This window comes from Streptomyces sp. NPDC059477, from assembly GCF_042749375.1.
Classification (GTDB): domain Bacteria; phylum Actinomycetota; class Actinomycetes; order Streptomycetales; family Streptomycetaceae; genus Streptomyces.
This window is the reverse complement of record NZ_JBHYUG010000030.1, coordinates 52,206-68,135: the sequence shown is the minus strand read 5'-3', so window position 1 is coordinate 68,135 and position 15,930 is coordinate 52,206. Positions and strand designations below refer to the sequence as shown.

Annotated in this window: 13 protein-coding genes and 1 pseudogene; 10 read left to right on the top strand and 4 right to left on the bottom strand. The window is 74.1% G+C overall.

Going from position 1 to position 15,930, the window contains the following annotated elements; translation table 11 throughout:
* The 9 genes and pseudogenes from ACFXAZ_RS17615 to ACFXAZ_RS17575 form a co-directional block, all read left to right on the top strand.
* Positions 1–741, top strand: a pseudogene (locus ACFXAZ_RS17615) (hypothetical protein); the annotation flags it as partial.
* Positions 742–793: 52 nt separating this feature from the next.
* The gene (locus tag ACFXAZ_RS17610; protein WP_384591318.1) at positions 794–1,969 is read left to right on the top strand and encodes a glycosyltransferase; all 1,176 of its coding nucleotides are present in this window, start codon (positions 794–796) and stop codon (positions 1,967–1,969) included.
* Positions 1,970–2,202: 233 nt separating this feature from the next.
* Positions 2,203–3,654 (top strand): exopolysaccharide biosynthesis polyprenyl glycosylphosphotransferase, encoded by a 1,452-nt coding sequence (locus tag ACFXAZ_RS17605; RefSeq protein WP_384591315.1) that lies wholly within the window; start codon positions 2,203–2,205, stop codon positions 3,652–3,654.
* 3 nt (positions 3,655–3,657) lie between these two features.
* A complete protein-coding gene (locus ACFXAZ_RS17600) occupies positions 3,658–5,046 on the top strand; it encodes an O-antigen ligase family protein (protein WP_384591312.1) in 1,389 nt (462 codons plus the stop codon).
* Complete coding sequence (locus ACFXAZ_RS17595; protein ID WP_384591309.1) at positions 5,043–6,803, top strand: lipid II flippase MurJ; 1,761 nt, start codon at positions 5,043–5,045, stop codon at positions 6,801–6,803. The genes ACFXAZ_RS17600 and ACFXAZ_RS17595 overlap by 4 nt, the downstream gene beginning before the upstream one ends.
* Before the next feature lie 436 nt (positions 6,804–7,239).
* The gene (locus ACFXAZ_RS17590) at positions 7,240–7,929 is read left to right on the top strand and encodes a polysaccharide deacetylase family protein (RefSeq protein ID WP_384591394.1); all 690 of its coding nucleotides are present in this window, start codon (positions 7,240–7,242) and stop codon (positions 7,927–7,929) included.
* A gap of 1 nt (position 7,930) precedes the next feature.
* On the top strand, positions 7,931–9,259 hold the full coding sequence (locus tag ACFXAZ_RS17585; RefSeq protein ID WP_384591306.1) for a glycosyltransferase: 1,329 nt from the start codon (positions 7,931–7,933) through the stop codon (positions 9,257–9,259).
* A complete protein-coding gene (locus ACFXAZ_RS17580; RefSeq protein WP_384591303.1) occupies positions 9,259–9,966 on the top strand; it encodes a lipopolysaccharide biosynthesis protein in 708 nt (235 codons plus the stop codon). The genes ACFXAZ_RS17585 and ACFXAZ_RS17580 overlap by 1 nt, the downstream gene beginning before the upstream one ends.
* 104 nt (positions 9,967–10,070) lie before the next feature.
* Positions 10,071–11,249 carry a GNAT family N-acetyltransferase gene (locus ACFXAZ_RS17575; protein ID WP_384591300.1) on the top strand — a complete coding sequence of 393 codons (1,179 nt, stop codon included), beginning with the start codon at positions 10,071–10,073 and terminating at the stop codon, positions 11,247–11,249.
* A gap of 34 nt (positions 11,250–11,283) precedes the next feature.
* Here the strand turns inward: ACFXAZ_RS17575 and ACFXAZ_RS17570 are convergent, their stop codons facing one another.
* The 4 genes from ACFXAZ_RS17570 to ACFXAZ_RS17555 all read right to left on the bottom strand — a co-directional run bounded on the left by ACFXAZ_RS17570 (position 11,284) and on the right by ACFXAZ_RS17555 (position 15,128).
* Entirely contained in the window at positions 11,284–12,660 is a 1,377-nt protein-coding gene (locus ACFXAZ_RS17570; protein WP_384591297.1) for a glycoside hydrolase family 26 protein, read from the bottom strand.
* 245 nt (positions 12,661–12,905) lie between these two features.
* A complete protein-coding gene (locus ACFXAZ_RS17565; protein WP_384591391.1) occupies positions 12,906–13,943 on the bottom strand; it encodes a chaplin in 1,038 nt (345 codons plus the stop codon).
* A 150-nt stretch (positions 13,944–14,093) separates the two neighbouring features.
* Positions 14,094–14,321, bottom strand: a complete 228-nt coding sequence (gene chpD / locus ACFXAZ_RS17560; RefSeq protein ID WP_382682095.1) for a chaplin ChpD — start codon at positions 14,319–14,321, stop codon at positions 14,094–14,096.
* A gap of 393 nt (positions 14,322–14,714) precedes the next feature.
* Positions 14,715–15,128 carry a rodlin gene (locus ACFXAZ_RS17555; protein ID WP_384591294.1) on the bottom strand — a complete coding sequence of 138 codons (414 nt, stop codon included), beginning with the start codon at positions 15,126–15,128 and terminating at the stop codon, positions 14,715–14,717.
* Positions 15,129–15,427: 299 nt separating this feature from the next.
* On the opposite strand from ACFXAZ_RS17555, the gene ACFXAZ_RS17550 reads away from it, so the two are divergent.
* The gene (locus ACFXAZ_RS17550) at positions 15,428–15,838 is read left to right on the top strand and encodes a rodlin (protein ID WP_382681745.1); all 411 of its coding nucleotides are present in this window, start codon (positions 15,428–15,430) and stop codon (positions 15,836–15,838) included.
* Positions 15,839–15,930 lie beyond the last annotated feature (92 nt).

Sequence of the window (15,930 nt, the reverse complement as noted above, 5' to 3'; positions counted from 1 at the left end):
CGCGAGGCTCAGCCCGACGAGGCACCATCCAGCAGGGCCCAGTCCAGCAGGGCACAGCCCGAGGGAGCACGGCCCGGCCAGGTGGGATCCCCCGAGGCTCAGCCCGACGAGGCACCATCCAGCAGGGCCCAGTCCAGCAGGGCACAGCCCGAGGGAGCACGGCCCGGCCAGGTGGGATCCCCCGAGGGTCAGCCCGGCGAGGCACGGTCCGGCAGGGCACAGCCCGATGCGGCGCGGTCCGGCGACGCCAGGTCCGGCGAGGCCGGAGCCGACGGGGCCTGGGCCGGGTGGACGTTGGTGGTGGCCTATGAGCATCCGGCCGAGCCGTTGCGGCGGCTGGTGTTGTGGGACGGGTTCGAGGCGCTGGACCGGGCCGGGCACGAGATCCGGGTGACCGGCCTCGGCGCCGCGCCCGGCGCCTGGGGACAGGCGGGCCTCGTGGCCTACAACGGCGACCGGGGGCGCGGCGGCGACACCCTCACCGTCTCCGCCGACCGCCGGGCGCCCGTCCCGCTCGGCGACGCCTCCAACCCCTTCGACGACGTACTGAATTCCACCGTGACCGGCGCCCCGGGCCGACGCGAACCCGCGTACGAGCAGACCCTCGGCTACGACTCCGACGTGTTCGAAATCGGGTCCGCGCTCCGGCGCGGTGGTGACCAGCTGGCCTTCCGGCTCGTTTCCCAGCCGGACGCGGCCTGGGCCGGGGTGCTCTTCGTCGCCGTGGATGTCCCGAAGTAGGCGCGTTCCCGCCCGTTTGCCAGCACCAGCCGTGAGCGAGGAAACCCGCGCCATGCACCAGCCAGCACCCGTCCCCCGGCCGCGCGTCCTCCATCTGACGCAACCCGTCGACGGCGGGGTGGCCCGGGTCGTAGCCGAGCTGACCCGCGCTCAGCTCGCCACCGGATGCGCGGTCACGGTGGCCTGTCCCGAGGGGGCGCTCACGGCGGAGGTGAGGGCGCTGGGCGCCGGAGCGCGTTCCTGGCGCGCGTCGCGCGCGCCGGGGCCTTCGCTGCTCCAGGAGGTCCGAGATGTCGCACGGATGATCGAAGTTGTTCGGCCGGACGTGGTGCACGCGCACAGCGCCAAGGCCGGGCTCGCCGGGCGGCTGGCGGTGCGCGGGCGGATCCCGACCGTGTTCCAGCCGCACGCCTGGTCCTTCGAGGCCGTCGGCGGCGCGACCGCGGAACTGGCGCTGCGCTGGGAGCGGTTCGCGGCGCGCTGGGCGGCGCGCACGGTGTGCGTGAGCCGGGCCGAGCGGGAGACCGGCGTCGCGGCCGGGATCGCCGCGCGCTGGACGGTCGTCCCCAACGGCGTCGACACCGAGCGCTTCCGCCCCGCCGCCCCCCGGGCCGTACGGGCGTCGCTGCTGCCCGGCGTCGCCCCGGACGCGCCGCTGGTGGTGTGCGTGGGGCGGCTGTGCCGGCAGAAGGGGCAGGACGTGCTGCTGGCGGCGTGGGAGGCGGTGCTGCGCCGGGTGCCGGGCGCGCGCCTGGTGCTGGTGGGTGACGGGCCCGACCGGGAGCGGCTGGCGGCGGCCGGGGGCGGGCGGGTGCTGTTCGCGGGGGCCGTCGCCGACCCCGTGCCCTGGTACCGGGCCGCCGATCTGGTGGTGCTGCCCTCGCGCTGGGAGGGCATGGCGCTGGCGCCGCTGGAGGCGCTGGCGTGCGGGCGGCCGGTGGTGATGAGCGAGGTGGCCGGCGCGCGCGAGAGCCTGCCCCCCGCGCTCGCGGCGCACGGCCTGGTGCCGCCGGACGATCCGGCCGCGCTGGCCCGCGCGATCACCACGCTGCTGCTCGACCCGCCGCTGGGCGAGGAACTGGGCGCCCGGGGACGTACCCACGTCCGGTCCGCGCACGACGTGCGGCACATGACCGAGGCGGTCGCCCAGGTGTACGGCGATGTCCTCGGCGCCGGTCAGGCGGAGCGCGTCGCGCCCCCCGAGTACAGGGAGTCGATCCACTCGTGACTGCGGAAAGCACTGCGAAGACCACTGCGAAGGCCACTGCGAAGAGCACCGCGCAAGGCACGGCGAAGAGCGCCGCGAAGAGCACCGCGGAAAGCCCCTTCCCCTTCCCCGGACCCCCCGGACCCCCTGGACCCCCCGGACCCGCCGGTCCCGGGTCTCCCCAGTCCGCCGGGAAGTCCCCGGGGAAGCCCGCGGGGAAATCCCCTGGGACGTTCCCGGGCAAGCCCGCGGGGATGTTCCCCGGGAAGTCCCCCGGACCCCGGCGCCAGCCTCAGCCCCAGCCCCGGCCCCAGCCGCAGCCCCGGGAGCACAGACCCTCGGCCCTCGCCGTCCTGCCGCACCGGCGCCGCGACGGCGCCTTCCGGATGCCGGTGCGGCGGCGGCCCCCGGCCCGCCCCCTGATCCCGTCGCCGCTGCTGCTCGCGGACGGCGCCGCCGCCCTGCTCGGCGCGCTCGCCCTGCTCGGCCACCGTCTCGTCCTGCCCGCGCTCCTGGTCGCCGTATCGATACTGCTGCGCCCGCACCGCCCGCCCCGGCGGCTCCAGGGCGTCCTGGACGAACTGCCCACCGTCTGCGGCCGGATCGCCGTCGGCTGGCTCGGCCTCGCCGCCCTGGTCGCCGCCCTCGCCCCCCACCAGGCACTGTCCGCCCGCACCCTCGCGCTCGGCCTCGCCGCACAGACCACGGCCGCCTGCGCCGGGCGCGCCCTGGTGCACCGGCGCCGCCGCGCCCTGCTCCGCAACCATCCGCGCGCCGCGCTGGTCGTCGGCCCCGCGCCCACCGCCCAGCGGGTGGCCGCCGCGGTGCTGCGCCACCCGGCGTGCGGGGTGCGCCCGGTCGGGATCGTCGCCCAGGCGCCGGACGGCCCCGACGGGCTGCCGGTGCTGACCACCGGCGAGGAGGTGCAGCGGGCGCTGATCCAGAACGGCGTACGGGATGTGCTCACCGTCCATCCCGCGGTGCGCCGGGAGCACGGGCCGCTGCTGCGGGCGCTCGCCGAGTCCGGGTGCGCGCTGTGGGAGCTGGACGCCGACTCACCGTCGTACGAGGCGCGCGAGCAGCTCGCCGGGTTCGCCTGCCGGCGGCTCGACCTCGGGTCGGGGCGGCGCGGCGACCTCGGCAAGCGGGCGCTGGACGTGATCCTCGCCGGGCCGGCGCTGCTGCTGGTCAGTCCGCTGCTGCTGGCGTGCGCGGTGGCGCTGCGGCTGATCGACGGGCCGGGGGTGGTGTTCCGGCAGGAACGGATCGGCAAGGACGGGCGGCCCTTCACCCTGCTGAAACTGCGCACCCACCGGCCGGTCGACGAGCACGAGTCGGCGACCCGGTGGAGCGTCGCCGAGGCGCACGGCATGTCATGGTTCTGCCGCTTCTTGCGCCGGGCCTCGCTGGACGAGCTGCTCCAGCTGTGGAACGTGGTGCGCGGCGACATGAGCCTGGTCGGACCCCGACCCGAACGCCCGTTCTTCGTCTCCCAGTTCAGCCAGTCCTACCCCGGCTACGCGGCCCGCCACCGGATGCGGACCGGCATCACCGGCCTCTCCCAGATCAACGGCCTGCGCGGGGACACCTCCATCGAGGACCGGGCCCGCTTCGACAACGCCTACATCGACAACTGGTCGCTGTGGCAGGACATCTGCATCCTGCTGCGCACCGCGACGGCGCTCGTGCGCTCGGCGGGGAGCTGAACGATGACTCTCGCGCCACCGCTGCCGCCCCGCCGGGTCCCGCCGCCGCGCCGGGCCCTGCCACCGCGCCCACCGCTGTCCCGGGTGTCCCCGGTGTGGCCGGTGGTGGCCGTCGTCGCCCTGCTGGGCCTGCCGCTGACCGGCGGCGGGGAGGGCGGTGCCGGTCCGGCCGACGCGCTCTCCGCGCTCGTCGTCGGCTTCTGTGCGATCCGGCTGCTGCGCGCGCGCCGCCGCCCGCTGTCCCGCGCGGCGGCCGTGGTGTTCGCGCTGCCCGTGGTGGGGCTCGCGGTGGCCGCCGCCGGGGCGTCCTCACCGGACGCCGGGCTGACCGGGCTCGGCCGCTATCTCCAGATCTTCGTACTGGTCCCGGTCGCGGTCGCGCTGCTGGTCCGGGGCCGCGCCGACTTCCGGCTGCTCGCCTGGACGTTCGTGGCGCTGGCCGGCTGGGAGGGCGCGGTCGGGGTCCACCAGTACGTCACCGGCACCGGCGCCTCCTACCAGGGGCAGCTGATCCGGGCGGTGGGCACCTTCGGGGCACAGGACGTCATGGGGATGGCGACGGTGGTGTCCCTGGGCGTGATCTGCGCGACGGGCCTGGCCCTGGGCGCCGGTCCGCTCCGGCGACGGGCGCTCGCGGCGGCCTGCGCGCTGGCGCTGCTGCTGCCGCTCGCCCTGTCCTTCAGCCGGGGCGCCTGGATCGCCACGGCCCTGACCTGCGTGGTGCAACTGCTCCTCGCCGGAGTGCGGCGGGCCCTGAAGGTGACGGCCGTGGCGGTCGCCGCCGGGGTCGTGCTGGCCGGCGGTTTCGGGGTGGGCTCGGCGCTGCTCCAGGAGCGGATGGACAGCATCACCCAGGTCACCGCCGCGCCGGACCAGTCGGTGACGGACCGGTACGCGATGTGGGCGGCGGCCGGTGCCATGTGGCGCGAGCATCCGGTGACCGGCGTCGGCCTCAAGGGCTTCCCCGAACACCGCGACGCGCACGCGTCCCTGGCGCTGTCCGCGGGCAGCGACACCGAGAGCGCGGGCGAGGCGTTCCGCCGTCAGCCGCTGCTCTCCCCGCACAACATGTATCTGCTGGTCCTCAGCGAACAGGGCCTGCTCGGCCTGCTGGCCCTGGCGGGCTGCTGGCTCGCCCTGCTGGCCTGCGCCCTGCGCGCCCTGTTCCGCGCCGGACCGCACGGCCGCGACTGCGGCCTCATCGCCTGCGGTCTGCTCGTCTGGCAGCTCACCGACTTCGTGTACGCCGACATCGGCGGCCCCGCGACCGTCCTGACCGCCGTGTGCCTGGGCCTGACCGCCTGGTGGGGCCTGGTGGACGCCGAGCCGCCCGCCCCGGAGGGGGACCCGGCCCCGTATCCGCCGGTCCGGGAAGGGGCCGGGGCCCGATGAACGTGCGTGACGCCGAGCCCGGTACGGGGAGTGCGGCCCCCTTGGTCCCCGCGCCCCGCACCACCGCGCCGCCCGCGCCCTCCCTGGAACCCGGCCACCAGGACCCCGGCACGAAGGAGCCCCGCACGGAGGACCTCGGTACCAAGGAGCCCGGTACCGAGAAGCCCGGTACAAGGGAGCCCGGTACCAGGGAGCCCGGCAATTTCCTCGCCCGCGCCGCGCTCCTGACCGGCGCGCTGTCGGTCGCCGGGGCGCTGCTCGGGCTGGTACGGGACCAGGCGCTGGCCCGGCTGTTCGGGGCGGGGGCGGAGACGGACGCGTTCCTGGTGGCGTGGACCGTCCCGGAGTTCGCCTCGACCCTGCTGATCGAGGACGGGCTGGCGTTCGCCCTGATCCCGGCGTTCAGCCTGGCGCTGGCGCGGCGGGCGCGCGGGGCCGCCGGGGACCCGGTACGGGCGCTGGTGGCGCGCACGCTGCCCCGCCTCACGCTGGTCCTGATCGCCGTCGCCGCCGCCCTCGTCCTGCTCGCCCCGTATCTGGTGCGCGCGCTGGCCCCCGGGCTGTCCGATCCCGCGCTCGCCGTCGACTGCACCCGGCTGGCGGCGGTGTGCGTGGTCGGGTTCGGGCTCGCGGGCTACTGCTGCGCCGCGCTGCGCGCCCACCGCCGCTATCTCGCCCCGGCGGCGATCTACGTCGCCTACAACACCGGCATCATCACCGCGATGTTCGTCCTCGGCGGCCACTGGGGCGTGCGCTCGGCGGCGGCCGGGGTCGCGGTCGGCAGCGTGCTGATGGTCGCGGTGCAACTGCCCTCGCTGGTACGGCGGTTGCGGCGCAAGGGCGATACCGAGGTGCCCGCCGGGGCGGCGACGCCGGAACCGTCGGTCGGGCTCGGCCTGGTGGCCGCCATCCTGCTGTTCGCGCTGTGCCGCCAGTCGCAGGTGCTGATCGAGCGGTTCCTCGCCTCGCATCTGGAGTCCGGTGCGATCTCGCACCTCAACTATGCGCAGAAGGTCGCGCAGATCCCCATGACCCTGTCGCTGATGCTGGTCACGGTCACCTTCCCGGTGGTCGCGCGGGCCCTGGCCGAGGGCGACACGGAGAAGGCGCGCGGGCGGGTGGAACGGGATCTGGCCTTGGCCGGCTGCATGGTGCTGTTCGGCACCGCCGCGGTCGTCGCCTGCGCCCCACAGATCGTCGAACTCCTCTTCCAGCGAGGCGCGTTCACCGCCGAGGACACGGCCGCGACCGCCTCCGTGATGCGGGTGTACGCGCTCGGACTGCTCGCCCAGACCCTGGTCGGCGCGCTGATCCGGGCCTACTTCTGCGCCGGCCGCCCCACCTGGTACCCGCTGGCCGCGATGACCGTCGGGGTCGTGGTGACCGCCTGGATCGGCGCCTGGGCCGTCGGCCCGTGGGGCGTGTCCGGCATCGCCGCCGCCAACGCCGCCGGCATCACCGTCACCGCCGCGCTGCTGCTGTCCGGCACCCGTTCCACCGGCATGCTGCCGATCCGCCGCCGGGCGGTACTGGCCGAACTGAGCCGCCCCGTACGGGCCGCGCTGCTCGCCACGGCCGCCGGGGCACTCGCCGCGAACGCGCCCGCGTCACCCGCGCTGGGGCTGGCCGCCGGGGGCACGGCGGTGACCGTCGTCTTCGTCCTGACCGGCGCGGGCCTGGGCGCCCAGGGCTGCGCACCCGCACTGCACCTCGTAGGCACCGCGACCCGAAGGCTCCGCCATGCGCTCTTCCGCTGACCCCACTCCCTCCCCAACCGTCGCCACGGCCCTCGCCGATCCCGCCGATCCCGCCGGTCCCACCGACTCCACGGTCCCGGCCGACCCAACCGGCCCCACGGCCTCCGCCGACCCAGCCGCCCCCTCGGCCCTCGGCTGCCCAACCGCCCCCACGGCTCTCGCCGACTCCGCCGATCTCGCGGCCCCGGCGGACCCAACCGGCCCCACGGCCTCCATCGACCCAGCCAACCCCCCGGCCCCCGGCTACCCAACCGACCCCGTGGCCCTCAGCGGCCCAACCAGCCCCACAGCTCTCGCCGACCCCGTCGCCCCGGTGACCCCCGCCCGCCCCACCGCCCCCACCGCCTCCGCAGCCCCCACCGCCCCCGCAACACCCCTCACCCCCGCCACCCCCACCCCCACCCCCACCCCGCCCGCGTCCCTCCCCTGGGTCGCCATGTATCACTCCGTCGGTGACTGCTCCGACGACCCCTACCGGATCACCGTCACCCCCGACCGTCTGGCCCGCCAACTGCGCTGGCTGGGCCGGCGGGGTCTGCGGGGCGTGTCGATGAGCGACCTGCTCGCCGCACGCGCGCAAGGCCGGGGACACGGCCTGGTCGGGCTCACCTTCGACGACGGGTACGCCGACTTCCTCGACCACGCCCTGCCCGTGCTGCGCCGCTTCGGTTTCGGCGCCACCCTGTTCGTCCTGCCCGGCCGGTTCGGCGGCGACAACGCCTGGGACCCGCTGGGCCCGCGCAAACCACTGCTGACCGCCGACGGGGTACGCCGGGCGGCCGACGAGGGCATCGAGATCGGCTCGCACGGACTCACCCACGTCGACCTCACCCGCGCCGACGACCTCACCCTCAAGGCGGAGGTCGTGGAGAGCCGGGCCCGGCTCGCGGAGCTGACCGGCACACAGATCGCCGGGTTCTGTTACCCGTACGGCACGATCGACACCCGCGCGATCGGTGCCGTGCGCGAGGCCGGGTACGCCTACGCCGTCGCCATCGACCCCGGCCCGCTCGGCTGCCGCCACGCCCTGCCGCGCGTGCACATCGGCCAGCAGGACACCGCCGTACGGCTCCATCTCAAGTACCGGCTGCACCGGCTGCGCCGCCGACCCGTGACGGGGGTCTGACATGCGGGCCCTGCACATCATCACCGGCCTCGGCGTCGGCGGCGCCGAACAGCAGCTGCGGCTGCTGCTGCGGCATCTGCCGATCGAGGCGGACGTCGTCACGCTCACCAACCCCGGCGCGGTGGCCACCGGCCTGCTCGCCGACGGAGTCCACGTCACCCACCTCGGCATGGCCGGCAACCGCGATCTCGCCGCACTGCCAAGGCTGGTGCGCCTGATCCGTTCCGGCGGCTACGACCTCGTCCACACCCACCTCTACCGCGCCTGCGTCTACGGCCGGCTCGCCGCCCGGCTCGCCGGGGTCCGCGCGATCGTCGCCACCGAACACTCCCTCGGCGACTCCCAGATGGAGGGCCGCCCGCTCACCCGGGGCGTGCGCAGGCTGTATCTGGCGAGCGAGCGGCTCGGCCGGACGACCGTCGCCGTGTCCCCGGCGGTCGCCGGCCGGCTGACCCGCTGGGGCGTGCCCGCGCCCCGGATCGAGGTCGTGCCCAACGGCATCGACCTCGGCCGCTTCCGTTTCGACGCGGTCCAGCGCCATCGCGTCCGGCGTCGGCTGGGCCTGCCCGAGGAGGCGTTCGTCGTGGGCGCGATCGGGCGGCTGACCGCGGGCAAGCGCTTCGACGTGGCGGTGCGCGCGCTGGCCGGGCTCCCCAACGACTGCTGGCTGCTGATCGTGGGCGGCGGCCCGGAGGAGAACGTGCTGCGGCGCACCGCCCACGAGGCCGGTGTCGCCGACCGCGTGCTGTTCGCCGGTGAGCGGCCCTACGTCCCCGACGGCACCCCCGGTCCCGATCTGCCGTCCCTGGTCTTCGCGATGGACGCCCTGGTCTCGCCGTCCCCCGAGGAGGCGTTCGGCCTGGCGATCGTGGAAGCGCTGGCCGCCGGGCTGCCGGTGCGGTACGCGTCCTGCCCGGCGATCGACGGCCTGCCGCCGCACCCGGCCGCCGACGCCGCCCGCGTACCGTGCGACCCCGCCGCCTTCAGCCACGCCCTCACGGAGATCCGCGCCCGCGCCCCACGCCCGCGCACCACCCCCGACGCCGCCCACCACTACTGCATCACCCACAGCGCGTCCCGGCTCATGGAGGTGTACGAGGGTGCGATGGCAGGGGACTCGGTGAACCGGGGTGAGGCGAACGGGGCCCCGGCCTCACCGCCGCCGGTCATGCCGACACCACCACCCGTACCCTCGCCGTCCCCGCGATCTCCACGACCCCCGCAGTCCCCGGCGTCCCCGCCGTCCCCACCGTCCCCTCCCCCTCCCTCTCCCCCTCCTTCCTCCCCTCCCTCTCCGTCCTCCGCGTCATCCCTTGGAGTCAGCCCGTGATGTCCGACCGCCGCCGCTCCTCCCGGCCGCAGCGCCCCGCCGCCCGCGTGCTCGCCCGTGCCAAGGCACTGCCCCCCTGGTCCCTGCTCGCGGCCGGGATCGTGGCCGGTGGACTGGCCGGTGGTGGCTACGGCGCCCTGAGCACCCCCTCCTACACGGCGACCAGCTACGTCGTCGCCGTCCCCACCGAACCGTCCGATCCGGCCGCCGCGCTGGGCTTCGCCCAGGCGTACGGCCGGGTCGCCACCCAGCTCGCGGTGCTCGGGGACGCCCAGGTGTGGGCGGGCGTGCCGGTCCGCACCCTCCAGGACAATGTGACGACGGCGACCTCGCCCGACGCCCCGATGGTCGCCATCACGGCCACCTCGCCCCGCCCCGACCTGGCCGCCGACATGGCGAACGCGGTCGCCCGCGCGCTGACCGGTCACGCGAGCGACAGCAAGGACGCGACGCACGTCGAACTCCGGCAGTTCGCACGGGCGGTGAAGCCGACCGCGCCCTCCTCGGCGGGCCCCGTCATGACAGGGCTGGTCGGGGCGTGCGCGGGCGGGCTGCTGGGCGGACTCGCGCTGCTGGTCCGACCGCGCCGGGCGGGCGACGCCGGGGTCCCGCACGGCAGCGGCGGCGGCAGCGGTGACGGGGACGGCGGACGGGCGGCGGCCGTACCGGGTCCGGCGGTGGCGGCGGACGCGAGCGGTCGGCTGTGACGGCGGGATTCGATACACAGGGTGTGAAGCCAGGAAGCAGCACACCCCCTGTGAATCGCGTTCACACCCGCAAGGACCGTGGCGGGACAACGGGCAACACCCCTGTGAACTGTGTTCACACCAAGGACGAAGCACCACCCCCACACACCACGCCCTCCCCTGTCTCGCCCACCCCCTACACCACCCACCTCCTCACCGACGCCGACGCCTTCGCCGCCCTCGCGCCCGACTGGCGGCGGCTCTACGGCAACTGCGCCGCCGCGACCCCCTTCCAGAGCCACCCCTGGCTGCACTCCTGGTGGCTGTCCTACGGCGGATCCGCCCGGCTACGGGTGGTGCTGGTCCGCGACAACAGCGGCCGGCTGGTCGCGGCGGCGCCCCTGATGCGCGTACGGCGTCCGCTGCCCGCGCTGGTCCCGCTCGGCGGGGCCATCTCCGACTACACGGACGTCCTCCTGGACGACGAACATGGCCCGGCCGCCGCCGACGCCCTCACCACCGCGCTCGCCGCGACCGCCCGCACCGCGCTGCTCGACTTCCACGAGGTCCGCCCCGGCGCCGCCGTCGAGCAGGTGTACGACCGCTGGCGGGGGCCCCGCCGTCGGGTGGACGACTCCGTCTGCCTGGAACTGCCCGCCCTCCCCCTGGAGGAACTGATCACCCGGCTGCCCTCGGCCAAGGCCCAGCAGCGGGTGCGCGCCAAACTGCGCAAGCTGGAGGCGCTCGGCGTGCACCGCCGGATCGCCGGGCCCGACGAGGTGGACGGGGCGCTGCGCCGGCTGATCGAACTGCACCGGCTCCAGTGGCAGGGCCGCAAGGTGACCACCGAGCACCTCCAGACCCGGTTCGGCGACCATCTCGTCCGCTCGGTCGGCCCGATGGTCCGCTCCGGCACCGCGGTCGTCACCGAGTTCCGGTTGGACGGCGAGGTGGTGGCCGTCGATCTGACCCTGATGTCCCCGCGCCTGGCGGGCGGTTACCTCTACGGGGCCCACCCCCGGCTGCGCGAACGCAAGGCGGACGTGGCCGTGATGCTGCTGGACGCCTGCACCGCGCACACCCGCGTGGCCGACGGCGGCCCGGACACACTGAGTCTGCTGCGCGGCAATGAGCCGTACAAGCATCACTGGCGGCCCGAACCGGTCGTCAACCGGCGGCTGCTGCTGGCCCGAAGACACACCGCCCCACTGCTGGCGGCGGCCCTCGCCGACGCGACCGCGCGGGCCCGCGGCAAGGAGCTGCTGCTGCGCTGGAAGGAACGCGACGGTGGCGGCGGGTCCTGAGCGGGCCCACCGCCACCGCGGGCTCAGTGCCGGCTCACCGGTTGCGTGACCACCAGTCGAGCCGGACACAGAGCTTGCCGCCCAGCCAGTGCTCCACCCAGTCGCCCAGCTCCAGCGGCGAGCAGCGGGGCGGATCGACCGGCGTCGGCTGCGGGGTCGGCACGGGCGTGGGTACCGGCGTCGGTACCGGCGTGGGCTCCGGAGTCGGCTGCGGGACCGGCTCGGTGACCGGCCCGCCGCGCCCGGACAGCACACTGCGGTACACCTCGGACGCGCGCGGGTTGGTCCCGCACTGCCACACGCCGTGCGGGCAGTAGTCGGTCAGCGTGTTGTAGAGCGGCTTGTGCTCGTCCATCCAGGCGAGCATCCGCCGCATGTAGTCGGGGTTGTCACCGTTGCGGAACAGCCCCCACTCCGGGTACGAGATCGCCTTGCCGTGCGCCTTGGCGAACTCCACGTGGTCGCGCAGCCCGAAGGGTTCACTGATCTGCTGGTCGAAGGACATCCCGGACGGCTGGTCGTAGGAGTCCATGCCGATGATGTCGACGGTGTCGTCCCCCGGGTAGCAGCGCGTCCAGGCGACGGCGTCCCGGCCACGGCTGGGCGTCCAGTCGAACGCGAACTGCTGCCCCGGCACCGCGCGCATGGTGGTGACGATGCGGTTCCAGTACTTCTTCCACGCCTGCGGGTCGGGACCGCAGCGGTGGGTGTAGGTGATGCCGTTCATCTCCCAGCCGAGCACGATCACCGTGTCCGGCACCTTCAGCTCCACCAGCCGCTCGGCGAGCACCCGGTAGTGCTGGTCGAAGGCCCCGGCCGCGCCCTGCCGCAGCAGCCGGCGCACCTCGGCGTCGGAGACCCCTTCCTCGTTGCGCTCCAGCATCGGCACGTTGAGCACGAACATCCGGTCGGCGTCGGCCCGCCGCCAGTCGGCCCACGGCTGAAGGAACTCGGGCCGCCCCTCGATGTTGGACCACAGATCACCGGGCAGGTAGGTGTGCCCCACCCGCAGGTCGGCCCCGCCCAGCCACCGGCTCAACTCGGCGATCCGGGAAACACCGCGGGGCCCGTAGTCGAGGTAGGCCCCGAAGGCGGGGATGTCCGGGACGGGCACCTTGGCGGACTCCTTCACGGCCTCCTTGGCCGGCTCCTCGCCCGCCCCCTTGACCGGCTCCCCCGTGGGCGATGGGACGGGCTCCCCGGCGGCCTGCTGGGACCCGGGCTGCCCCGCGGGCCCGGTCTGCGGTGGCGCCGCCGCGGCCGGCTCCGGAGCGGGCGGATCGGCGACGACCACCACCCCGAGCCCCGCGGCGAACACCGGTCCGGACGCCAGGGCCGCCGACGCGGCGACCGTCGCCGCGATCAGAGCCACCCGCCGGGACCGGGACCGTCGCTGCTGCTGTGGGGCCATGCCAGCTCCTCTCTCCACACGCGCACTTTCTGACGTGCTCTCTCATTCCGTCCGCATGCCTGTTACTGACACTCAGTCATATAAAAGCCCGTCACGCCACCGCCGTTGCGGCGTCCGAGTGCCCCACTCGCCCGCACGGGTGACACCGACCGAAGGAACCGAACGAAAAAGTGCCCGAGCCGCCGCGCACACGCGAAGGCCCCGGACGACGGTCAACTGTCGTCCGGGGCCCGGTGTCCCGCTGGTCACCGCCGCGAGGCGACCCGGCCTCGCCGGTAGAGCAGAGCCCCACCCGCGATCAACGCGGCACTGGCCAGTGAGCCACCGAGAAGGGAGACATCACTACCGGTCTGCGCCAAGGTGGGCGGCTGCTCCGGACGTCCACCGCGCGGGGGCTGGTGCTCGCCGCCGCCGGGCGGCTGCTCACCGGCACCGGGCGGCTGCTCCCCACCACCGGGAGGCTGCTCCCCACCACCGGGAGGCTGCTCCCCACCACCAGGAGGTTGCTCACCCCCACCAGGAGGCTGCTCCCCACCACCGGGAGGCTGCTCACCCCCACCAGGGGGCTGCTCACCCCCACCAGGAGGCTGCTCCCCACCGCCGGGGGGTTGCTCACCCCCACCAGGAGGCTGCTCACCCCCACCAGGAGGCTGCTCACCCCCACCAGGAGGCTGCTCACCCCCACCAGGAGGCTGCTCACCCCCACCAGGAGGCTGCTCACCCCCACCAGGAGGCTGCTCCCCATACCCACCAGGCGCGTCGTCGTCCCCGTACCCGGAGTCGTCGCCGTACCCGGAGTCACTCCCGTACCCGGAGTCGTCGCCATACCCGGAGTCATCCCCGTACCCCGAGTCACCTCCGGACCCCGAATCCGACCCGTACCCGGCGTCGTCCGCGTGCCCGGCGTCGCCTCCGTACCCAGCATCGTTCCCGTGCCCGGAGTCATCTCCGTACCCGGCGTCGTCCCCATAGCCGGAGTCACTCCCGTACCCGGAGTCACCCCCGTAGCCAGAGTCGTCCCCGTACCCGGAGTCATCCCCGTAAGAACGCTCCTCGGCCGAATCCCCCACATTGGCGCAGGAGTTGCCGAAGGCGGGGTTGAGGGCGCTGGCCACGTCGACCGTGTTGCCGCATAGGTTGACCGGGACTGTCACCGGGACCTGGAGGCTGTTGCCCGAGACAACGCCGGGCGAGCCCTGCGCGGCCCCGCTCGCCGAGGCGTCGGCGAGTACGGGGGTGGCGCAGAGGGAGAGAATGCCGGTCGCGGCAGCCGCCGCGACCATCGACCTGCTCAAGGTCTGTCGCAATCTTGATCTTTTCCTGTCCTGCTCGATCAAAGAGCTTGCAGAGTCGGGAAAGGCCGGCCCTGGGACCGGAAACCGAGCGGTCCGAGGGCCGGCCGTAGCGCAGCCGGTAAGGCTGGTGTCACACCGTCACTTGTTGATGCAGGTGTTGCCGAACGCCGGGTTCAGCAGACCGATGACGTTGATGCTGTTGCCGCAGACGTTCACGGGGACGTGCACGGGGATCTGGATGACATTGCCGGACAGAACACCCGGAGAACCGACGGCGGCACCCTCGGCACCGGAGTCGGCGAACGCCGGGGCGGCCCCGCCCAGGGCAAGGATCGCGCCCGCGAACACGGCAGCGGTCTTCTTCATGAACTTTCCCTTCTCTGCGGTCATGCCCCTATGACGGCCGAAACCGAGCGAGCACAACGGATGGCTCGCACCATGACCGGCAGGCTGTAGAACGAGGGATAGACAGCGGAAGAAACTCCGGAACGTGTGTCGCAGGGTAATTCACTCGAACGCCAAGACATCGTTGACGCGGCGATTGACCCGGCCGTCGACGCGGCCCCCCACACGAGAGGAAACGCTTCGCCTGAGTGGCGGAGAGAAAGACAAAGAATTGCGGTGACGCGTTTGGGGAACGAATTCTCGCGGCGCTTCGACGCCTTTCGGAGAATCCGTTGACGCATTCGGCAGAATCCCGCCCCGAACGGCCCGCGGGGGAGGTCGCGGGCCGTCCGGGCGGATGCCCTGCGGCGTTCGTCAGTTGTTGGCGACGCCGTTGCCCGACAGCGCGGAGATGTCGTCCAGGATGTGCGACAGCGGTTCGTCGCCCTTGGCCTGGGTGGAGTTGTCGGCGCACTGCTGGTTCTGCGGGGCCGACAGGATCGGGACGTCCTGCACGGCGACCGGCACCAGCACACCGAGCAGCGGACCCACGTTGGCCTTGGCCGGCAGGCCCACGCACAGCTTGTTCAGCGAGCCCTGGACCAGGGTGGCCTGCGGGCTCATCTTGCCGAACGTGGCCGAGTTGCCGAACACCGACGACGCGCCGTTGCCGCTCGCGGACGTGGTGCCCTGGTCGTTACCGATGGCAAGCGCCTGCGGGGCGGCCATCGCCGTCGCACCGACCACGGACGCGGCGACCGCCGCCGCGGCCATTGCCTTCTTCAGCATTTCCGTTTCCTTTCCGACGCGGACACCCACTGCCGGTCCGTGTGTTTTCCGACCCGGTCGTCACGGGGGTGTTCCTGCCCTCGCATCAACCCGGGGCACGGCGAATGGTTGCGGCCTTTCACTCGTACGGTGCTCGCGATTTCGGTGAATCGACGGGGAGAACTCGGAGCGCACTTCGGGGGCGCTCGCCGCGGCCTGTGCGCCGTGGGCCATCGGAGTGAATGGGGGCAACCAAGCGGGCTCTGAGGAGTTGTCCAGAACGCTCCGGTGGACGGGGTTTCTTCTGAAGGGACTAGCAAGTGATCAAGAAGGTTCTGGCTTCCGCCGCGGTCGCCGCTTCCGTCGTCGGCGCGTCCGCTGCCGCCGCTCCGTCGGCGCTCGCCATTGGCAACGACAGCGGCACCACGTCCGCCAGTGGCAACGGCGCGTCGCAGGTGTACGGCAACTCGGCGACGTACGGGAACATGAGCCCGCAGCTGGCGCTCATCCAGGGTTCGTTCAACAAGCCCTGCATCGGTCTGCCCGCCAAGGCGAACGTCGGCTCGCTGATCGGCCTGATCCCGATCGCCGTGCAGGACGTCCCGATCCTGTCGGCCCCGCAGAACCAGCAGTGTGTCGAGAACTCCACGCAGGCCAAGGGCGACGAGCCGCTGTCGCACATCCTCCAGGACATCTCGCTGCTCGCGGGCAACGGCGCCGCCAACAACTGAGCCGGCCCCACCCAGCGGGGGGGGCGGGGGGCGGGGGCGCCCCGGGGGGGGGGGGGGCCCCCCCCCCGCCCCGCCCGCCCCCCCCACGACAC

Excerpts from the sequence above, each read along its gene's own strand:
- ACFXAZ_RS17610 (WP_384591318.1), top strand. The coding sequence starts at position 794 with ATGCACCAGCCAGCACCCGTCCCCCGGCCGCGCGTCCTCCATCTGACG.
- ACFXAZ_RS17605 (WP_384591315.1), top strand. The coding sequence starts at position 2,203 with ATGTTCCCCGGGAAGTCCCCCGGACCCCGGCGCCAGCCTCAGCCCCAG.
- ACFXAZ_RS17600 (WP_384591312.1), top strand. The coding sequence starts at position 3,658 with ATGACTCTCGCGCCACCGCTGCCGCCCCGCCGGGTCCCGCCGCCGCGC.
- ACFXAZ_RS17595 (WP_384591309.1), top strand. The coding sequence starts at position 5,043 with ATGAACGTGCGTGACGCCGAGCCCGGTACGGGGAGTGCGGCCCCCTTG.
- ACFXAZ_RS17590 (WP_384591394.1), top strand. The coding sequence starts at position 7,240 with ATGTATCACTCCGTCGGTGACTGCTCCGACGACCCCTACCGGATCACC.
- ACFXAZ_RS17585 (WP_384591306.1), top strand. The coding sequence starts at position 7,931 with ATGCGGGCCCTGCACATCATCACCGGCCTCGGCGTCGGCGGCGCCGAA.
- ACFXAZ_RS17580 (WP_384591303.1), top strand. The coding sequence starts at position 9,259 with ATGTCCGACCGCCGCCGCTCCTCCCGGCCGCAGCGCCCCGCCGCCCGC.
- ACFXAZ_RS17570 (WP_384591297.1), bottom strand. The coding sequence starts at position 12,660 with ATGGCCCCACAGCAGCAGCGACGGTCCCGGTCCCGGCGGGTGGCTCTG.
- ACFXAZ_RS17565 (WP_384591391.1), bottom strand. The coding sequence starts at position 13,943 with ATGGTCGCGGCGGCTGCCGCGACCGGCATTCTCTCCCTCTGCGCCACC.
- chpD (WP_382682095.1), bottom strand. The coding sequence starts at position 14,321 with ATGAAGAAGACCGCTGCCGTGTTCGCGGGCGCGATCCTTGCCCTGGGC.
- ACFXAZ_RS17555 (WP_384591294.1), bottom strand. The coding sequence starts at position 15,128 with ATGCTGAAGAAGGCAATGGCCGCGGCGGCGGTCGCCGCGTCCGTGGTC.